Origin of the sequence: Sphingobium sp. Z007, assembly GCF_900013425.1 — a bacterium.
Taxonomy (GTDB): domain Bacteria; phylum Pseudomonadota; class Alphaproteobacteria; order Sphingomonadales; family Sphingomonadaceae; genus Sphingobium.
On the sequence record NZ_FBXK01000003.1, the window covers coordinates 42,697 to 56,546 of the forward strand.

At 60.6% G+C, this 13,850-nt stretch carries 13 protein-coding genes and 2 pseudogenes; 5 read left to right on the forward strand and 10 right to left on the reverse strand.

All coding sequences use genetic code 11. The features are described 5' to 3' along the window. Positions 1–5 precede the first annotated feature (5 nt). The 3 genes from CEQ44_RS07070 to hmpA are packed head-to-tail and all read left to right on the forward strand — an operon-like array spanning position 6 to position 1,989. Positions 6–470, forward strand: a complete 465-nt coding sequence (locus tag CEQ44_RS07070) for a group III truncated hemoglobin (protein WP_373438190.1) — start codon at positions 6–8, stop codon at positions 468–470. Further along, the gene (locus CEQ44_RS07075) at positions 463–738 is read left to right on the forward strand and encodes a DUF1971 domain-containing protein (protein WP_004206958.1); all 276 of its coding nucleotides are present in this window, start codon (positions 463–465) and stop codon (positions 736–738) included. The genes CEQ44_RS07070 and CEQ44_RS07075 overlap by 8 nt, the downstream gene beginning before the upstream one ends. Positions 739–777: 39 nt before the next feature. Continuing rightward, complete coding sequence (gene hmpA / locus CEQ44_RS07080) at positions 778–1,989, forward strand: NO-inducible flavohemoprotein (RefSeq protein WP_088183878.1); 1,212 nt, start codon at positions 778–780, stop codon at positions 1,987–1,989. Between the two features lie 404 nt (positions 1,990–2,393). Here hmpA and CEQ44_RS24960 read toward each other — a convergent pair. Next, positions 2,394–2,522, reverse strand: a pseudogene (locus CEQ44_RS24960) (IS110 family transposase); the annotation flags it as partial. 86 nt (positions 2,523–2,608) lie between these two features. Between CEQ44_RS24960 and CEQ44_RS07085 the strand changes: the two are divergent. Together CEQ44_RS07085 and CEQ44_RS07090 are read left to right on the forward strand one after the other, a co-directional pair. Next, a complete protein-coding gene (locus CEQ44_RS07085) occupies positions 2,609–3,361 on the forward strand; it encodes a DUF6796 family protein (RefSeq protein ID WP_004206961.1) in 753 nt (250 codons plus the stop codon). A gap of 62 nt (positions 3,362–3,423) precedes the next feature. Beyond that, positions 3,424–3,621 (forward strand): annotated as a pseudogene (locus tag CEQ44_RS07090) (hypothetical protein); the annotation flags it as partial. Between the two features lie 68 nt (positions 3,622–3,689). Here the strand turns inward: CEQ44_RS07090 and CEQ44_RS07095 are convergent. The 9 genes from CEQ44_RS07095 to CEQ44_RS07135 all read right to left on the reverse strand — a co-directional run bounded on the left by CEQ44_RS07095 (position 3,690) and on the right by CEQ44_RS07135 (position 13,833). Next, positions 3,690–4,160, reverse strand: coding sequence for a MerR family DNA-binding transcriptional regulator (locus tag CEQ44_RS07095; protein ID WP_017503287.1), 471 nt, complete (start codon positions 4,158–4,160; stop codon positions 3,690–3,692). A gap of 81 nt (positions 4,161–4,241) precedes the next feature. Continuing rightward, complete coding sequence (locus tag CEQ44_RS07100) at positions 4,242–5,918, reverse strand: long-chain fatty acid--CoA ligase (RefSeq protein WP_017503286.1); 1,677 nt, start codon at positions 5,916–5,918, stop codon at positions 4,242–4,244. Continuing rightward, positions 5,918–7,225 (reverse strand): OmpP1/FadL family transporter, encoded by a 1,308-nt coding sequence (locus CEQ44_RS07105; RefSeq protein WP_036526777.1) that lies wholly within the window; start codon positions 7,223–7,225, stop codon positions 5,918–5,920. Before CEQ44_RS07105 ends, CEQ44_RS07100 begins: the two co-directional genes overlap by 1 nt. Before the next feature lie 32 nt (positions 7,226–7,257). Beyond that, on the reverse strand, positions 7,258–7,662 hold the full coding sequence (locus CEQ44_RS07110) for a DUF2147 domain-containing protein (RefSeq protein WP_026109759.1): 405 nt from the start codon (positions 7,660–7,662) through the stop codon (positions 7,258–7,260). Between the two features lie 211 nt (positions 7,663–7,873). Continuing rightward, positions 7,874–8,518 (reverse strand): DUF3422 family protein, encoded by a 645-nt coding sequence (locus CEQ44_RS07115; RefSeq protein ID WP_026109760.1) that lies wholly within the window; start codon positions 8,516–8,518, stop codon positions 7,874–7,876. A gap of 405 nt (positions 8,519–8,923) precedes the next feature. Further along, complete coding sequence (istB, locus tag CEQ44_RS07120; RefSeq protein ID WP_088185355.1) at positions 8,924–9,703, reverse strand: IS21-like element helper ATPase IstB; 780 nt, start codon at positions 9,701–9,703, stop codon at positions 8,924–8,926. After that, entirely contained in the window at positions 9,693–11,219 is a 1,527-nt protein-coding gene (gene istA / locus CEQ44_RS07125; protein WP_088185354.1) for an IS21 family transposase, read from the reverse strand. The genes istB and istA overlap by 11 nt, the downstream gene beginning before the upstream one ends. Positions 11,220–11,537: 318 nt before the next feature. Beyond that, a complete protein-coding gene (gene lpdA / locus CEQ44_RS07130; RefSeq protein WP_254913999.1) occupies positions 11,538–12,887 on the reverse strand; it encodes a dihydrolipoyl dehydrogenase in 1,350 nt (449 codons plus the stop codon). Positions 12,888–12,966: 79 nt separating this feature from the next. Then, positions 12,967–13,833, reverse strand: coding sequence for a recombinase family protein (locus tag CEQ44_RS07135; RefSeq protein WP_006953933.1), 867 nt, complete (start codon positions 13,831–13,833; stop codon positions 12,967–12,969). Between the last annotated feature and the right edge of the window lie 17 nt (positions 13,834–13,850).

The window sequence follows — 13,850 nt, forward strand, 5'->3', positions numbered from 1 at the left end:
TATACATGATTGGAGCGCGAGTCGTGGACGGTGTCTCGAAAATCAGAGAAGAAGAGCTGACTCCTTTGGTGGAGGAATTTTACGCGCGGGTCCGCGCCGATCCCGCGCTTGGGCCGATTTTCAACGATGCGATCGATGACTGGCCGGAGCATCTTGGGAAGCTGACTGCGTTCTGGTCCTCCGTCATGCTCACCAGTGGCCGATACAAGGGGCAACCGGTGCCGGCCCATTTGAAGCATAAGGCCAGGATAACGCCCGCGCTGTTCGAGCGCTGGCTCGCACTCTGGGTTCAAACGACCAATGACAGGATGACGCCCGAAGCGGCAGCGGCGCTACAAGCGAAGGCGCGGCGCATCGCCGAGAGCCTGCAACTGGCGATGTTCTTCCAACTGGAGGAACGGAGTGCTGCATCGGTCGCCAACGCGGAACGTAAGGATGCCATCGAGCGACCAGGGCAAACCCATGGCTGAAATCTTGCCTTACCGTTCCACGCCGGTGTTCAACCAGGACACTCTGCCGGCTGCCTTGCGCGCGCGACATGACACGAAGGCTGGTGTTTGGGGCGTGATCCGGGTTTTGGAGGGCGAACTCCGGCTAACCTACCTCGAGCCACCTTCGGAGATCGTCCTGACGCCTGACCAGCCTGGCTTGATTCTCCCTCAGCAACCGCATTTCGTAACGCCGACAGGGCCGATGAAGATGCAGGTGGATTTTTACGATCACATTCCCAAGCTCTGACATTCCGGGATTTTCAACGCATTCAAAAAGGAGAAGTTGATGACGCAGCCCCTCAGCGATCAGACCATTGCGCTCGTCAAGGCGACCGTCCCCGCGCTCGAAGCGCATGGCCTCGACATCGTGAACGAGATGTATTCCCGGATGTTCCAGAACCCGAACATTCGCGACCTTTTCAACCAATCGCACCATGGTGATGCCGGTTCGCAGCCGCGGGCGCTGACCGGCGCCATTCTCGCCTATGCGAGCAACATCGAAAATCTCGGTGCGCTTGCCCCGGCGGTCGAGCGGATCGCGCAGAAGCATGTCGGCCTGCAAATTCTGCCCGAACATTATCCGCACGTTGCCGAGGCGCTCCTGGGGGCGATCAAGGCGGTGCTGGGGGATGCGGCCGCCGATGAGATTCTCGCTGCCTGGGGCGAAGCCTACTGGTTCCTGGCCAACATCCTGATCGCCCGCGAGCAGCGAGTCTACTCAGAACAGAAGGATGCGACCGGCGGATGGAATGGCTGGCGCGATTTTCGCGTCGAGGACGTCGTGCGTGAGAGCAGCGTCATCAATTCCTTCGTTCTGCGCCCCGTTGATGGCGGGGCCGTCATGCGGCACAAGCCCGGGCAATATCTGACCTTCTGGCTTGAAATTCCGGGACATCCGCCAGTCAAGCGCAACTATTCGATTTCAGCAGCCCCCAACGGCGAAACCTATCGCATTTCGGTCAAGCGTGAGCCGCTTGGTCTTGCGTCAGGCTGGCTTCATGATGAAGCCAAGCCGGGCACGGTGCTCAAAGTTGCCGCGCCTGCAGGCGAATTCTTCCTGGCAGCGCATGTCGAACGCCCGGTGATCCTCCTGTCGGGCGGCGTGGGGCTGACCCCGATGGTGGCCATGCTCGAAACGCTTGCTGAGGGCGAGGCGGGAGTCCCCGTGCACTATGTCCACGGAACTCATGACCGCGATACCCACGCAATGCGTGATCATGTTCGCGCTGTCGCTGGGCGGGGCAAGTCAATCACCGTCACCGATTTTCATCAGACCCCGCTCGAAGATGAAGTCGCAGGACGGGATTATGACGTCGCCGGCATCATTACCGATGAATGGCTGGTCGCCAACACGCCTGTAGGTGAGGCCGATTACTATATCTGCGGACCACGCCCGTTTCTGCGGCACGCCGTCTCGACCTTGTCGCTGGCTGGCGTCCCATCCGACCGCATTCATTACGAATTCTTCGGTCCGGCGGACGAATTGCTCGCCGCCTGACTGAGCGCGGAGAAGGGCGACATCGCCCTTCTCCGCGTCTACTCAAACCGCCATGTCGGGGGCGTCACATAAAACGGACACAGATATACGCTCTCATGACTGCCATCCGAGACGCTGGCCGAGTTTACTCCTTCGCTGGCCTCGAGACCAGCGGTCGCATTGACCTTGGCGGGTGTGCCGCGGGCGCCTGATCGACGACGATTGATCATGCTCTCATCCGCGGGTTGATTACCGCACTACCCGTATCCGTCGCTGGGCCTATCCTCCGTATAAGTTCGGGCGTCGGACGAACCTGCCCCACCGTACACCGTGGATTGCCCATCACAGTCGGGTGCCCGCGGCACGTCGGCCAAGGCTATGCAGTTGGTGCGCTGGCGCCTCCTCTCGTTAATGTCGTGGGTGGATCAGCCGGCTATCGCCGGCGACACCCGACGGGCGATGTCCCAGGCATAGCCGAACAGTTCACGCGCGATCGCGGTGGTCACCTTGGGCTGAGGCTTGCCCGTGGCCGCCAGGCGACGGTAGCGCTGGCAATGGTTCCGTTCAGCGAGCCCGAGCTGATCGCCCAGGAGATCATGCGTCTCGTCGATCGATCCCGCGCCGAAGCAAGGACAAGCCTATGACGGATATCCAGCGGCTCCCGCTTCTTCGTCTCTGCGGTATCGCGGGCGTGATCGGCGCGATCCTCTGGACGCTCGGCGACGCGCTGATCATCGGGGCTAGGGCAAGTCCCGACGACTATCCGCTGATCCTGAAGACCTATGCCGATCGCATCCAGTTCGACGGTGTCGCGCTGATGCTTCCATCCTCCGAGGCGCGGCTCGCCGCGGGCGCGCTGGTGGCCGATGCCGGCATCGTCTTCTATCTCGCGGGCTGCTGGCATCTGCTCGAAGGGCTGCGTCCGGCGATGGGCTGGTGGCGCTGGCTGACCTTCGTCCTGCTGGTCGCCGGCAACGCCTGGTCTCCGCTCGGCCATGCGGGCTTCTACTATGTCGGCATGGCCTACAAGACGATCCTCGAAACGCCGGCCGCGGCCCATGGCGCGCTGCTCGATCTCGGCCAGCACTTCTACCATGTCCTGCTCATCGCCTGGTTGATGCCGATCGTGACGCTGGGCCTGGCGCTGCTGCTCCTCGGGATCGTCATCGCGCTGGGCCGCACCGCCTGGCCACGCTGGTTCGCAGCGCTGGCCAATCCCGTCTCGCTGGTCGCGATCGGCATGCTGATCGCGCGCATCCTGCCCGAGCCGGCGCACACCTGGCTTGACGGCGCCGCGTTCAACCTCGGCTGGCTCGTTGTCTATGCCGTCTCGACGGCGCTGCTCTGGAATGGTGGCCGTTCGCCGGTCGCATCACGGGACGAAGCAGCATGACCGAAGCTGCGACAGCGACAGGCGACGAACAAGTGGGGGAGGAAGCATCAGGCGCTTTCAGCATGAAGCCACTGATGTTCGAGACCTTCGTCTGCTCGATGGCGATGATGTCGTTCGTGGCGCTCGCGGGCCCCATCGCGCGCGTGCTTGGCCTCGAGCCATGGCAGGTCGGCGGGGCGATGACCGCGTCGGGCATCGCCTGGATGATCATGGCGCGGTTCTGGGGCGGCCTTAGCGATCGGCGCGGCGCTCGTCGCTTGACGGCTTGATTGGATCGGGGGCGCCGCGATCAAGCGTTACCGCTCGGTTAGAGAATGGGATGACCAAATTATCGCTGCAACTTTGCCATCGCTTCCACTTCGATGGTTGTAAGCTCGTCGATTGTCAGGTCGAGCGCAGAGCGCTGCGTCTTCAAGTCGACCAACCTTTCCCGGATGCGGGCAATCAATCGCTCCATTTGCTCCTTATGCTCGGGATCGGCATCGTAGAGATCGAGAAACTCCTTGATTTCCTTGATGGAGAAGCCAAGGCGTTTGCCGCGCAAAATCAGCTGTATGCGTCCGATCTCACGCCTGGAATATGCCCGGGTACTGCCTACCCGTTGAGGGGCGATAAGCCCCTCCTTTTCGTAGAAGCGTAGCGTGCGAAGTGTCAGTCCGAGTTCCTGAGCGACATCCTGGATGCCGTACACTTGTAAATCCGCATCCTTTGCGCGGGTTCTCCCCTTGTGCGTGGGGTTGTCGCGATCCGCGTCCTTAAGCGTTTCATCGTCCTCGGCGAGGTGGAGCGAGTTCCCCATGCCATCCACTCCCTGTCCTCCAATCACGGCTACCCTACCACTCAAGCGCATAAGCCTCGTAGCTTGACAGGGGATAGAGGCTCAGGCGAGCTTTTTGTTCTCCTCCTCGATCAAATCCTTCTTCGAAAGTTTGCCGATCAACGTCTTGGGCAGGCTGTCCCGGAATGCGAAGGCCTTGGGCATCTCGATCTTGCTGAGGCGATCCTGCAAAAAGACCTTGAGTTCATCGACGGTCAGGTTCGATCCCTCGTGCAGCGCGATGAACAACTTGGGAGATTGACCTCTGTAGGCGTCAGGAATCGCGATTGCGATCGCCTCCTTTACCGCCGGGTGCTGGTAGGCCGCATCCTCGATGATCCGGGGATATACATTATATCCGCCACAGAAGATGATGTCCTTGATGCGGTCGACGAGGAAGAGATAGCCATCCTCATCAAAATAGCCGATATCGCCGGTTCGTAGCGCGCCATCGACGAAGACAGCACTGGTTTCTGCAGGGCGCTGCCAATAGCCCTTCATCACCTGAGGGCCGCGGGCGCACACTTCTCCGCGTTCTCCCTGGGGAAGAACCCGCGAGGGATTCTCCGGATCTCGGATCTCGATGATGGTGCCGGGGAAACTTGGGCCGCAGCTATTGTCCTTCACCGTCCCAAACAACGGGTTGCAGGCGATGATCGGGGCGGTTTCGGAGAGCCCATATCCTTCCACGACCCTGGCACGCGTGCGTGCCTCGAACTCCTCGCGTACCTCGAGCGGGAGCGGTGCGCCGCCGGATATACAGGCGCGCACGGCCGAGAGATCGGGTATCTCGTCGTCCGGAAGCGCGTTCAGGGCAACATAGATCGTAGGCACGCCGAAGAACTGTGTCGGCGGCTTGCGCTTCATCGTGTTGAGAACCTGCTTCATCTCAAACCGTGGCAGCAGGACGATTTCGGCGCCGATTTCGACTGAGAAGTTGAGCACCGTCGTGAGTGCGAAGACGTGAAACATGGGCAGGACGCCGAGAGTTCTCTCCTGCTGCGGGCGAAGTCCTCCCACATGCACCACCATCTGGGCGCTGTTCGCCGTGAGGTTGGCGTGGGTCAGCATTGCGCCCTTGGGCACGCCGGTTGTGCCTCCGGTATATTGAAGGACCGCGACATCATCAGGGTGACGTTCTACCGCGTCAGGTTCGGCATCATGGGCGAGAAGCGCCTTGAGCCGGACATGAAGGCCTTCGTCGAGTATCCGCGCGTGGTCTTTTCGCTTGAATAGCGCAAAGCCCAGGCCTTGCAGCCAGGGCAGCATATCCCTCATGCCGCACAACACGATCTTGTCCAGCCCGGCACGTGGCGCGACGGCTTGCACTTTCTCGTGGATTATCCGGACGTCCGGTACCGCCATCATGCGCGTTCCCGAGTCCCGGATCTGATGCTCCAGTTCGCGCTCCGTGTAGAGCGGGTTGAAGTTGACCACGATCGCACCCACGCGCAGCGCCGCGAAGTACAATATCGCGAAATAGGGGCAGTTCGGCAGGCACAGGCCGAACCGATCGCCCTTGCGCAGCCCCTGATCCTGCAATCCACGTGCTGCACGGCGAACGAGTTGCCCCACCTGCGCATAAGTCCAGGTTCGCCCGAGAAAGTCGATGGCGACGCGTTCGGGATAAAGGTTCAACGCATTGTCGAGGAGGTCGGTCAGGAGCCGTGGCGGAATTGCCGGTTCCGGTATCGACGGGAAGGCGCTGATGGCGGGCTGGGGCATGGCGATCTCCAGCATCAGAAGTGGAAACGTCCGCCGAGTGACAGCACGACGGCGTGCGCGTCCTCGAGCTTGCCGTCCATCAGGATCGGCGTCTGCACGGCCGTGCCGGCATAGGCCGCTGTCGTGCGATCAATAGTCGTATCCTTGAACGTAATATACGCTGCGCCCGCATCGAGCGTGAACCGGGAAGACACGGCATAGCTTGTGCCGGCAGCGAAATTCCAACGGTTGCTGTCAGGCACTCGAGCGTCCCGATTGCCGTTGCGCGTCGGGGTCTGGGCGTGTTGAACGCCGGCACGAACGGTCCAGGCTGGTGTGACCGCGTAATCGATGCCGCCTGCGAAGCTCCAAGTGTCCCGGTAATTTTCCGGGATTGAAACGTTGAGCGGCGCGCCGAGCCGGATAGCGTCGAATTTCGACCAACCCATGCGGGTCACCTGACCGTTGAGGGTGACCTTGGGCGACACCGCCACGCGCGCTCCGAAGATCGCCTGCCAGGGGGTCTCGAACGTGGCGTTTGCATTCACTACGCTGTTTTGCCCGGCGAGCGGACCAAGAAGACCGGTCGTCGTCACCGAACCGTCGAGATTATGCTTCACGCTCGACTTGTAGCTGGCGCCCAGTTGCATGGGGCCGGCGCGATATTGCAGCCCGGCCGACCAGCCAAGATCCCAACCATTGCCTTTCAGCTCCTGGTGGCCGTCGGCGAGAAGAGGCGATAGGTTCGGCAGATAGTTGGACAATGATGCGTCGGCATATTCGATATTAAGCGCGGCGCCGATGCTGAGATTTGGCGTAACGAGGTAGGCGATCGATGGCTGGATGTCGTATGTTCGCAGCTTGGTCTTGTCGGCGCTATACCGTGCCCAGCTGTCGGCATCATAATTGGTTGTGAAGCTATAAGGGGAGGCGACGGTCAGCCCCAAAGCGAGCCGTGATGTCAGGCCGACGGCTATCGCGCCGGAGGGTAGTACGCCATTATTGATCGGATCACGAGAGCGTTGGCTCCCGCCTACAGCCGCAGCCGACTGCCCGGGACGGACAATGAGCGTGTTGACATTGTCAACCGACCCTTTGGGAAGGATTACGCTTACGGCCTGGTGGGCATCGACTCCTTCCATGCCTGCGATCGCAGCCGGATTCCACCAGAGGGACTGTACGCCCTGGTCGGCGACCTCGCCCGAAAAGGCTCGTCCGGCACCTCTGGACGATTGTTCCTGAAGGTAAAAGGCCTGCGCGCTCGCGGCTTGCGGCGCGAGCAATCCAGCCGCCACGGCCGATGTTGCGATCCCAACTTTCCAATTTTTGCCTGCCACGCCCATCTCCCCTTTCGTGATTGTCAAATTCCTCGTGCTTATCGGAGGCGCGTCCATGTCTGCGTCTTGCACAGGGGCCAGACGATGCAGCCCTTGAGGCGCAAATGATCCCGATCGGCTAACGTGACCGTCGCGCTGTATGTACCGCCATCCTCAGCGTTGTAGATGGAACCACCCGACCAACTGCCCGACTTCCACGTAAAACCCTGCAGAATCTGCAATCCACGAAGCGGACGACCGCGCAACGCAGCGGTCTTGTTCTTTTCGTCACGTAGTTCGGGGTTGGCTTTGATCCCGTCGGAACTGATCAAGGCACCGCAGATCGATTGCCCGCAGCGGGTGATTTCCACGACGCCATGACGGCTCTCGGTTTGCCAGCGACCGACAACGGTGTCGGCGGGCAATGCAGTGCTCGAAGCCAGTAGTGTCAGAATGATCGACATTGTTCCTCTCCGCGCGCCTTCAGGCGACCGTCTGTTTCACGTCTGGAGCCAATATGCGGCAAATCAGCGTCCCATAACCATCTCAATGACGTATAGGTAAGTCAATAGCTCAATGCGTCATCAAAATGCCTATTAGGTTGTGTGCGAATTGGAGGGGTCAGGCGCTGCTGGCCCCGTCGTCAGGGTTCGGGCGTGTTCGTGTGTGACGCCGTCAAGCTATTGATCTGTGCGTGCCTTCAAGCAAGGAAAGATTGCGATAATTGCCCAGTTCCTGAATGCGCTGGATGGAACGCGACACTTCGCCGTCAGCCGCCCCGTTCGCGGCAACGACCAGGCGCCCGTAGCCGCCGGCGTGAATGCGAAAGTCGCTCCAGATCCGGACGCTATCCCCGATGATGCAGGAGACGAGATGGCCCGGATGGAAGTCGGCCCGATCGACAACCGGCTCGGCGTAGCTATCGTTCGCCACAACGACGATGTGGGTTGCGCGGATGACCAGGCCCGGCAGCGTTTCCATCCACTGCAAGGTATCACTGAAGGGGCCGACGTCGGGAGCAGACCAGAACTGCGCGTCCGCGCTGACCGAGGTTGACGTTAGCGTCGTGGTGACCGCTTCACTGTGCCTTTCCCAGGCCAGCCGCCCGTTGGCGGACCACTCCGTTTCCAGGTGGCGCAGGTTGCGATCGAGTCCAGAGGCACATCGCTGCTGCAGGATCAGCCATTCCTTCTCCCGGTCATTCTCATCGACCAGGCGAACCGTCTGAAATGCCATGGCGGGCAATTCGAGTGCAGGAAAACGGCGCAGATGCATTTCGCCGACGATCTGACGCCGGAGGGGATGCTCAGAAAATCGCATGTGTGCGCCTTCGAAAACAGGTGCAGTGGCGCTTGGGGAGAGGCGCAGCCGTCGATAAGACGGGCGCGAGCATCATCGCCGGGATGAGAGTGCGCGGTTTTTCACTGGCGAGCATCCGTACGTTCCTCGGCCAAGACCTCCGATATCAAGCCTCCCGGGAACCGGTGCATGACGATTCCCTCGACGGCGTGAGAAGAGTGCCAAGATTTTAGTTGACGTAAACGTCATTTCACGCACCATTAGGTAATCAGATGTCCGATTCCCTGGAGAGGCTATCATCGATGCGTAATGTGGTTGTTGCGGGCTATGCCCGGTCCCCCTGTTGATTTCCACTGAGATATGACCCGGGATTTTCATCGAGAAGTGACCCGGGTGGAAGGTGTGTCCCGCGTTGCGGGACGAGGGTCAAGCTGGTGATTTTTCCTTTCGTGTTTTGGAGACTGCGGAGCTGGCTTTGAACCGGAAGCTGTCATTGCCGGTCTCGATGATGTGGCAGTGGTGGGTGAGCCGATCCAGCAGCGCAGTGGTCATTTTTGCATCGCCAAACACGCCAGCCCATTCGCTGAAGCTGAGATTTGTGGTGATGATCACGCTGGTGCGCTCATAGAGTTTGCTGAGCAGATGGAACAGCAGCGCGCCACCTGATGGGCTGAACGGTAGATATCCGAGCTCGTCGAGGATGATGAGATCGAGGCGCAGCAAGCGCTCAGCGAGCTGGCCGGCCTTGTTCATGACCTTTTCCTGTTCGAGGGCGTTGACCAGGTCGACCGTGGCGAAGAACCGGACCTTCTTGCGGTGATGCTCGACGGCCTGGACGCCCAGCGCAGTGGCGATATGGGATTTCCCCGTGCCAGGACCGCCGATCAGCACGACGTTATCACCGCCATCGATAAATTCGCCGCCATGCAGTTGCCGGACCATAGCTTCATTGACCTCGCTTGAGGCGAAGTCGAACCCGGCCAGATCCTTGTAGGCCGGGAACCGGGCTGCCTTGATCTGGTAAGCGATCGAGCGGACCTCCCGCTCAGCCATTTCGGCCTTCAGCAGTTGGGAGATGATCGGCACGGCAGCGTCGAAGGCTGGGGCACCTTGCTCGATGAGGTCTCCGACTGCCTGGGCCATGCCATACATCTTGAGCGCCTTGAGCATGACGACAACAGCGGCGCTGGCAGGGTCATGACGCATGGCGCAGCCCTCCATTACGGAGGGCGTCATAACGCCCGACATCGGCGAGTGGCTCCTGGGCAAGACGCAGTGCCTGGGGCGCATCGATCGGGGGCGCGGGAGGCGCCTTACCGTCAGTCAGACGGTGCAGAAGGTTGAGAACATGAGTCTTGGTAGCGACGCCTGCCTCAAGCGCCAGTTCGACCGCGCACAGCACCGCCTGCTCGTCATGCTGCAGCACGAGCGCCAGGATCTCGGCCATCTCCCGATCACCGCCGGGGCGCCGCAGAAGCTGGCTTTGTAGCTGTTTAAAGGCCTCTGGCAACTGCGTGAACGGCGCACCATTGCGCAGCGCGCCCGGCTTGCGCTGGATCACCGCCAGATAATGCCGCCAGTCATAGATCGTCCGCCCGCCACTGTGGTGAGATCGCTCAATGATCCGGTTATGCTCACACAGGATCTGCCCCTCGGCGGCGACCACGATCCGCTCAGGATAGATCCTGACACTGACCGGGCGGTTGGCGAACGAGGCGGGCACGCTGTAGCGGTTGCGCTCGAAGTGGATGAGGCAGATCGGCGACACCCGCTTGGTGTGCTCGACAAAGCCATCAAATGGCCGCCCCAACTGCATCAGGTTGCCGACCTCCCCAGCATGAACATCGGCAACTGTGCCGGGCAAGCTGCCATGCTGGATATCACCCCATTGCGCGATACACTGTTCCTCGAGCCAAGCGTTGAGCGCATGGATATCCGGGAAGCTCGGCAAACGCTGCCACAGTCTGCGCCGCGCATCCTGAACGTTCTTCTCGACCTGTCCCTTCTCCCACCCTGATGCTGGGTTACAAAACTCAGGCTCAAACAGATAATGGCTGGCCATCGCTGCAAACCGGGCGTTGACCTGTCGCGCCTTGCCGCTACCGATCCGGTCAACCGCGGTCTTCATATTATCGAAGATCCCGCGTTGCGGAACCCCGCCAAGAACGCGGAACGCCTGGGTCAGCGCGTCGAACAGCATCTCGTGGGTCTGGAGCGGATAGGCCCGCACGATGAAGGCCTTGCTGTGCGACAGCTTGGTATGCGCCGCCTGTAACTTGACGCGCTCGCCACCAAGAATGGCCCAGTCTTCACTCCAGTCGAACTGAAATGCCTCACCGGACTGGAAGACCAACGGCACGAATGTTCCGCGCCCGCTGGTCTGCTGCTCAATCTGCCGGCCAGCCTTCCAGGCCCGCACAAACGCCGCGACACGGCCATAGGACCCATCATAGCCCAAAGACACCAGATCGGCGTGCATCTGCTTGGCTGTGCGCTTCTGTTTGCGCGACTTGCCGGCCTCGATCCGCAGCCACCCCGACAGCTTCTCAGCATAGGGGTCCAGCTTGCTCGGTCGGTCGGGAATCTTGAACTGCGGTTCTACCGTGCCCGCGCGCAGATACTTGCGGATCGTGTTGCGCGACAATCCTGTGCGCCGCTCAATCTCACGGATCGGCATCTTCTCCCGAAAGTGCCAACGCCGGATTACACTCAATAGCGCCATGTAGATCACTCCTTGATCCCCCGCTGCAATCAGCCAGGGGAAGGTCAGAACATGGGTCACTTCTCAGTGGAAATTTATGCCCCTCCCGGGTCACATCTCAGTGGAAATCAACACCCTTATCAAAAGCCGTCTCCGAACCCCAGCCTTGGGAAGAATGGAGTTCCGATACATGCTCTAGCGACTAAAGCAGCACGAGGCTTGAGCATCACTAGGCCAAACGCCTCGCGACCCATTCCAACGGGTTCTCCGACGCTGTGCCCGTTCATTTGTCGTGAACTCCTCTGCTCCGGTCGCGCACCGTGTAGAGAAGCGTCGAACTCATATGTGCAGACCCTGACCCAGGAGCGCTAGCGCCGCTTCTTTTAGCGATTCGGGAAGGGTGGGATGGGCGTGCGTGGTGAGCGTCAGATCCTCGGTGGTGCCGCCAAACTCCATCGCCAGCACAGCCTCATGGATCATCGTACCGGCGTCCGGGCCGATGATGTGAGCGCCGAGAAGCCGATCGGTCTTGGCGTCCGCCAGGAGCTTGGTGAGTCCCCTCGTGTCTCCGTTGCAGCGCGCCCGGCTATTGGCGGAAAAGGGAAACTTGCCAACCTTGTACTCGACGCTGGCGGCATTGAGCTCCTCCTCGGTCTTACCCACGCTCGCCACCTCCGGTGAGGTGTAGATGACCGCCGGCACGGTATTGTAGTCGACGCCGGCATAGCGCCCAGCGATCCCTTCGACGCAGCGTACGCCGTCCAAAGTCGTCTTATGAGCGAGCATGGGACCGGCGATGACGTCGCCGATCGCGAAGATGCCCGGGACCACGGTTTTGAACCCTAAGCTGACCGGAATGCGGCCCTTTTCATCAGGCGCGATCCCTACCCGCTCAAGCCCGAGCCCTTCCGTGTACGGCCTTCGGCCCACCGCGACGAGCACCACGTCGGCCATCAGCGTCTCGGCCGGCCCGCCTTGGGCCGGCTCCAGGGAGATCAGCAGGTCCTCCTCGCGCTTCTCCACGCCCGTCACTTTGGTCTGAAAGCGAAACTCGAGCCCCTGCTGTTTTAACAACTTGAGCAGTTGACGTGCGATCTCGCGATCCATGCTGGGAACGATGCCGTCCAGGAACTCGACCACGGTTACCTTGGCACCGAGCCGCTGCCACACGCATCCAAGCTCAAGGCCGATATAGCCGCCGCCGATGACGACAAGATGCTCCGGCACTTTCGCCAGCGAAAGCGCGCCCGTGTTCGAGATGACACGGCACTCGTCGATTTCAATACCCGGCAAGCGCGCGACGTCCGAGCCAGTCGCAACGAGGATGGCCTTGTTAGCCGTTAGACTTCGGGTTCCCCCTTCCCCAAGTTCGATAGCCAGCCTGTCAGGCGCTTCGAAGCTGGCGCTACCTTTAACCCATTCGACTTTGTTTTTCTTGAGCAGATGCTCAACCCCCTTGGTCAGACCGGACACGACTTCGTCCTTGCGCCTGATGAGCTGGCATAGATTGAGAGCGACGCCGCCAATGCCGATGCCGTGCTCCTCCAGCCCCTCGCTGACCTCCGCGAAGAGTTCGGTCGAGTGAAGGAGCGCTTTCGACGGGATGCAGCCGACGTTGAGGCAGGTGCCGCCGAGTGTCGGCCGCCGTTCGATACAGGCGACACTCATACCGAGCTGTGAGGCGCGGATCGCCGCCGGATAGGCCCAGTCGGCCCGAAGCTGCGATTTTGGCCAGGTTGAAGAACGAACACTGAACGCTTGATTGATTCTACCAGGACCGTTGCTGACCACCGACCTCGTAGATATCGGCTTCCATGGAGCAATTGTAGCTCTCTGCGATGTTGAACATCTCGGAGAGGAGGCTTTGGATTTCCTCATCAAGGGAAATGCCATCCGGATCGGGGTCATAGGCGACGGTCAGTTTGTAATCACAATTGCCGTTTTTTACCATGGCGTAGTCGCGTTCCAGCATCGCCTCAATCCGCTCCCGAGCGGGTTTTCTACCTCTTCCACGCTTGTTGAAGTTCTCGATAATCAGATGCAGGGCGATGCTGGCAGTGGGCGGCTTTTCCGGCAGTTTGGTCTGTGACGGAATAATGTCGAGCGCCCGATAGACGGTCATTCGTGAGACCTTCAGGTCGCGGGCAACGCGGGCCTTGCTGGCGCCGGCGGCAAGGCGACGGCGGATTTCATCGTCATCGACGTTCTTCTTCCGGCCTTTGTAAACGCCTTCGGCGCGCGCCGCTTCGATCCCGGCGCGCTGACGATCCTTGATGAACTTCAGCTCCATATCGGCGACCATGCCGAGTATGGTGATGACCATTCGCCCCATGTCGCCCGCCGTCGTCACCTCTGGCTCAAGGATGCGCAGCGAAGCTCCCTTTTCATCAAGCTCATGCACCAGGTTCAGGACATCGCGCGTGGAGCGGCCGAGCCGGTCGAGCCGCAGCACGACCAGCTCGTCGCCGGTGTGCATAAACTGCATGATCGTTTCCAGTTCCGTGCGCCCGCTCCGCGAGGCCCCCGATCCGGTCTCGGAACGGATAATTTCGCAACCTGCATTCTTGAGGCGGCCAATCTGGATATCCAGATCCTGGTCCGTGGTGCTGACGCGGGCATATCCGATACGAGCCAAGTGCAAAATCCGTCACA

Bases quoted from the DNA above. Each gene is read 5' to 3' on its own strand.
- CEQ44_RS07070 (WP_373438190.1), top strand. From the start codon at position 6: ATGATTGGAGCGCGAGTCGTGGACGGTGTCTCGAAAATCAGAGAAGAA.
- CEQ44_RS07075 (WP_004206958.1), top strand. From the start codon at position 463: ATGGCTGAAATCTTGCCTTACCGTTCCACGCCGGTGTTCAACCAGGAC.
- hmpA (WP_088183878.1), top strand. From the start codon at position 778: ATGACGCAGCCCCTCAGCGATCAGACCATTGCGCTCGTCAAGGCGACC.
- CEQ44_RS07085 (WP_004206961.1), top strand. From the start codon at position 2,609: ATGACGGATATCCAGCGGCTCCCGCTTCTTCGTCTCTGCGGTATCGCG.
- CEQ44_RS07095 (WP_017503287.1), bottom strand. From the start codon at position 4,160: ATGGGGAACTCGCTCCACCTCGCCGAGGACGATGAAACGCTTAAGGAC.
- CEQ44_RS07100 (WP_017503286.1), bottom strand. From the start codon at position 5,918: ATGCTGGAGATCGCCATGCCCCAGCCCGCCATCAGCGCCTTCCCGTCG.
- CEQ44_RS07105 (WP_036526777.1), bottom strand. From the start codon at position 7,225: ATGGGCGTGGCAGGCAAAAATTGGAAAGTTGGGATCGCAACATCGGCC.
- CEQ44_RS07110 (WP_026109759.1), bottom strand. From the start codon at position 7,662: ATGTCGATCATTCTGACACTACTGGCTTCGAGCACTGCATTGCCCGCC.
- CEQ44_RS07115 (WP_026109760.1), bottom strand. From the start codon at position 8,518: ATGCGATTTTCTGAGCATCCCCTCCGGCGTCAGATCGTCGGCGAAATG.
- istB (WP_088185355.1), bottom strand. From the start codon at position 9,703: ATGCGTCATGACCCTGCCAGCGCCGCTGTTGTCGTCATGCTCAAGGCG.
- istA (WP_088185354.1), bottom strand. From the start codon at position 11,219: ATGGCGCTATTGAGTGTAATCCGGCGTTGGCACTTTCGGGAGAAGATG.